The sequence below is a fragment of the Streptomyces sp. genome, assembly GCF_036566765.1.
Lineage (GTDB): Bacteria > Actinomycetota > Actinomycetes > Streptomycetales > Streptomycetaceae > Streptomyces.
Map to the genome: position 1 here is coordinate 1 of NZ_DATCVQ010000367.1, position 4,081 is coordinate 4,081.

The 4,081-nt window shown below is 69.2% G+C and carries 3 protein-coding genes and 1 pseudogene; 3 read left to right on the plus strand and 1 reads right to left on the minus strand.

All coding sequences use genetic code 11. The features are described from left to right. Window positions 1–264: 264 nt before the first annotated feature. The gene (locus VIU94_RS21300) at window positions 265–1,242 is read right to left on the minus strand and encodes an ArsR/SmtB family transcription factor (RefSeq protein WP_331913435.1); all 978 of its coding nucleotides are present in this window, start codon (window positions 1,240–1,242) and stop codon (window positions 265–267) included. Between the two features lie 89 nt (window positions 1,243–1,331). Here VIU94_RS21300 and VIU94_RS21305 point away from each other — a divergent pair, with 89 nt between their 5' ends. The 3 genes and pseudogenes from VIU94_RS21305 to VIU94_RS44750 all read left to right on the plus strand — a co-directional run. Further along, window positions 1,332–2,648 carry an MFS transporter gene (locus VIU94_RS21305; RefSeq protein ID WP_331913436.1) on the plus strand — a complete coding sequence of 439 codons (1,317 nt, stop codon included), beginning with the start codon at window positions 1,332–1,334 and terminating at the stop codon, window positions 2,646–2,648. 152 nt (window positions 2,649–2,800) lie between these two features. Then, on the plus strand, window positions 2,801–3,385 hold the full coding sequence (locus VIU94_RS21310; RefSeq protein ID WP_331913437.1) for a DinB family protein: 585 nt from the start codon (window positions 2,801–2,803) through the stop codon (window positions 3,383–3,385). Between the two features lie 285 nt (window positions 3,386–3,670). Beyond that, window positions 3,671–3,870, plus strand: a pseudogene (locus VIU94_RS44750) (IS5/IS1182 family transposase); the annotation flags it as partial. Window positions 3,871–4,081 lie beyond the last annotated feature (211 nt).

A 4,081-nucleotide genomic window follows, 5' to 3' on the forward strand; every position in this document is an offset into this window, starting at 1 on the left:
CCCCGAGGGCAACGAATTCGACGTCGTCTGAGGGCCGTTGCGACGGTGCTGGTCACAGCCACTCGTTCACGGCTGCGACCAGCACAGTCGCCTCGTAGCGGACGAAGAGCTTGTCGTCGGACCCGGAACGCGCTGTCCGCAGCACGGGCACCGGTCGAGCTCGGCGTCGCACGGCTCAAGCCGTGGCGGATTTAAGAGGGCGGTACGTAAGATGATGCCCGTTTTGCCTTTCGGATGGCCGAGCGCTTGTGCTGATCTGAGCTCTCAGCCCGTACCGCCGACCAGTGCCTCGCCGAGTGGGGTGCGCCGGTAGAGCACTGAGCGTCCGGACCGGGCGCGGACGAGCAGCCCGGCGCCTCTCAGGATGGCGAGGTGGTCTCCTACCGCGCCGGGTGCCATGGTGAGGCTTCGGGCGAGGTGGCTGGTGCTGGCCGGGGCGTCCAGCGCCAGCAGCAGTCGGGCTCGGGCCCGGCCGACCAGGGCGGTCAGGGCGTCTGGTTGGGGGCGGGTCTCCTGTTCGTCCCACAGGGCGGCGGTGCCGCGGGCCGAGTAGATCAAGGTCCTGGGCCAGGGGTCTTCCATGTGGGCGGCGACATGCCCGACGAAGACCGAGGGGATCACCAGGAGCCCGTCGCCGGCGAGCTGGAGTGTTCCGCCTCGGAGGAAGCCGATCTCGATGCCGCCGGCGCGCCAGGCGATGCCCGGGTGCAGGCTCTCGATCGTCGTGGCCCATCCGTGTTCGCCAATCACGCCCACTCGGTGTACGACATCGCGCTCACAGATCGCGCGCAGTTGCGGCCAGTCCGCGGCGAGCAGCTCGTGCCATGCCCGGTCCATCGCCTCGGCGATTCTGGAGACGGCGTCCGGCGAGTCCAGGACGGTGCGTACGCGGGGATCACGGGCGGACGGGCCGGTCGCGTTGGCGGCGATTTCGTGGCGGGCCGCTTCCAGCGGTGTTGCCCGGATCGTGGCCAGGTCGTCTGCCCAGGTCTGGTTGAGGCCGCGCGGGGGCGGGGCGACGAAGTTCGGTCCGCCTTGCGGGGCCTGCAGTGCGAGGGCGGCGTCCAATTCGGTCTCACGGCGAAGCCGCTCAAAGGCCGGCCTGAGCCGCGTGGCCCAGGCCTGCGGCAGCGGCCTGCCGTGGCCGGCGAGCGAGCGCAGCAGCAAGCAGAGGTCCAGCGCGGGCGACAGCGCGAAGCGGCTGCGCAGCAGGTCCTCGACGGAGACTTCGAAACGGAGCACCCTGCGATGCTAGCGCGGGACGTCGGTTCAGATTCGTCCAGCGACGAATCATTGGTGAGTGGCGTGAGCGTACGGCGAGGGTGGGCGTCATGACCCCAACCGCCGAACTCGCGCAGGGCGACCGCCGTGCCACCTACCGGGAGGTGCTGGCCGAGCCGCGATTCCGGCTGCTCTTCTCGACCCGCACCGTCGCGATCACCGCGGGCTCGCTGCGGATCACCACGTTCTCGGTTCTGGTCTTCGCGGCCACCGGCTCCGCGCTGCTCAGCGCACTGGCCTTCGGCATCGGCTTTCTCCCGCAGTTGTTCGGCTCGCTGCTGCTGGGCTCACTGGCCGACCGACTGCCGCCCCGCGCGCTCATCGCCGGCGGCTACGCCTTGGAGTGCGCCGCCGCCCTGCTGCTCGCCCTGGTGCGGATGCCGATCGCGGCAAGCCTCGGCGTCGTGGCGCTGGTCGCCCTCGCCACACCGGTGTTCAGCGGTGTGTCGAGTCGGCTGGTCGCGCAGTGGCTAAAGGGCGACGCCTATGTTCTGGGCCGTTCGCTCAACAACATCGCCGGCTCCAGCGCGCAATTGTTCGGTCTGGCGCTGGGGGGTGCGGTCGTCGCGGTACTCGGCCCGCGCCGGGCGCTCGCGGTGAGCGCCGCCCTCTACCTCGGCTGCGCGCTCGCGATCCGCATCCGGCTTCCCCGGCTGCAGCCGGGAGAGTCCGGCGGCACGCCTGGTAGCGCTCGGGGCGATGGCGGGGCCGTCCGGGCAAGCCTGCACGGTGCCGGGCTGCTGCTGCGCGGACTCGCGGTGCGACGGCTGATGCTGGCCCAGTGGCTACCGCCCGCGTTCGTGGCGGGCGCGGAAGGCCTGATCGTCGCCTACGCGGGAGGACGCCACTTCGCGCCCGGCTGGTACGCGGTGCTGATGGGCTGTCTGCCGGTCGGCATGCTTGTCGGTGACCTGCTGGTGGGTCGACTGCTACGGCCGCCCGCTCGGGAGCGACTGGTGGTCCCGTTGATTGCGCTGATGGGACTGCCGCTGGTCGGCTTCGCTGCCGAGCCCGGAGTGGGCGTCTCGTCCTGTTTGCTGCTGCTCTGCGGCTTCGGATTCGCCTACGGTCTCGGCCTGCAACGGCCGTTCCTGGACGCCCTGCCGCAGGATGGCCAGGGCCAGGCCTTCGGTCTGCTCGGCTCCGGCGGCATGACGCTGCAGGGCGTCGGGCCGGCCTGCTTCGGCTCGGTGGCCGCAGGCATCGGAACAGGCGGCGCGATCGCCCTGGCAGGCGGCGCGGCGGCGCTTACCGCCGGCTGGATTCTCACCTGGCACCCGCCCACATCCCCAGTCGCCGTCCCGAACTGCTCGACGGGAATAGAGACCGGCACCGAACACCATGCGTGCAGTTCTCCTGCGCAGTAACCGTCGCAGGTCGGGTCGGCCGCGAGCCGCCACGCACCCCACCGCCCCGGTAGCCCACCGTGCGAGGAGTCCTCAGCCTCGGCTCTGCCGACCATTGCGGGCCACGCACAGGATCTTGAGACCACGAACAGACCATGGAAGGTTTATGCTGCATGATCGATGAATTCGCGAAGGACAACCTGCACGGGAGACTGCGGCGGGACCGCGAGGCGCTGCTCTGGAAACTCGACGGCTTGTCCGAATACGACGCCCGCCGACCTTTGACGGCGACCGGGACCAACCTCCTCGGCCTGGTTAAACACGTGGCCGCCGTCGAGGCCAGGTACTTCGGCGAGGTCTTCGGCCGCCCTTCCCCGGAACCGCTGTGCCGGTGGCAGGACTCCGACGGCAGCGATCAGTGGGCGACCGAGGACGAGACCCGAGATCAGATCATCGGGTTCTACCGGCGCACATGGGAACACTCGGACGCGACGATCAACGAGCTTCCCATCGACGCCCCCGGCCAAGTGCCGTGGTGGCCGGAGCCCCATGCCGACACGAACCTGTTCGCCGTCCTAATCCATGTCCTTGGCGAGACCATCCGGCACGCCGGGCACGCCGACATCCTGCGCGAGAGCCTCGACGGCCGGACCGGGTTGCGCCCCGAACACGAGAAGCAGATCGACGAGGAAGCCTGTGCCGCCTACCGCGCGAAGATCGAGCAGGCCGCCAGGTCAGCCGCTGGTATCAAGGCTTAGAAGTTGTCTCACGTGACTTGACGTTCGTGCGGCATGATGCCGGTCGTGGGTGCTGATCCATCGAAGCATCTGGTTCCTGATGAACTCTGGGGTGCTAGCCGCCCCGTTGCTGCCGTCGTTCGCTGCTCGTCCGCAAGGTGGTGGGACCGCTACGTGTGACGAGCGGGTCGTGTTCACCGCAGTGGTCTACGTGCTGACCGGCGGCTGTGCCTGGCGGCATCTGGTGGGCGACGTTCGGCACGTCTCCCACCACCCTGGCTTGGCTGCGCGAGCGCGGGCTCGTCGCGCGCATCGCGGCCCGGCATCGAGTCCGGCGAACGCCTCGGTCGGCACCGCTGGAAGATCGAAGGTCGACCGCTTGGCTCTTCGGCTACCGGGCCGCCTCACCGTCCGATACGAACGAGCGGGCTCGCACCTCCTCGCCTTCTTCGGCCTGGCTGCTGCCCCTGACCTGCTACAAGAAGCTCGCGAAACTTGCCACGTGAGACACCCTCTAAACCCTGACCAGGAACTGATCCCAGGACAGTGGTGCCCGGATCGCCGGGGATAGAGACTAGGACGATACTCATGATCTTGCTGAGCGACCCCAGGGTGCTGCACGTACCGGTGGACGATTGCGGCGAACCCCTTGTCGAGGTCGCCTCCGTGCCGGCGCTGAGACTGGATCCACGAGAGAGGGATGCGGCCGGCAGTTAC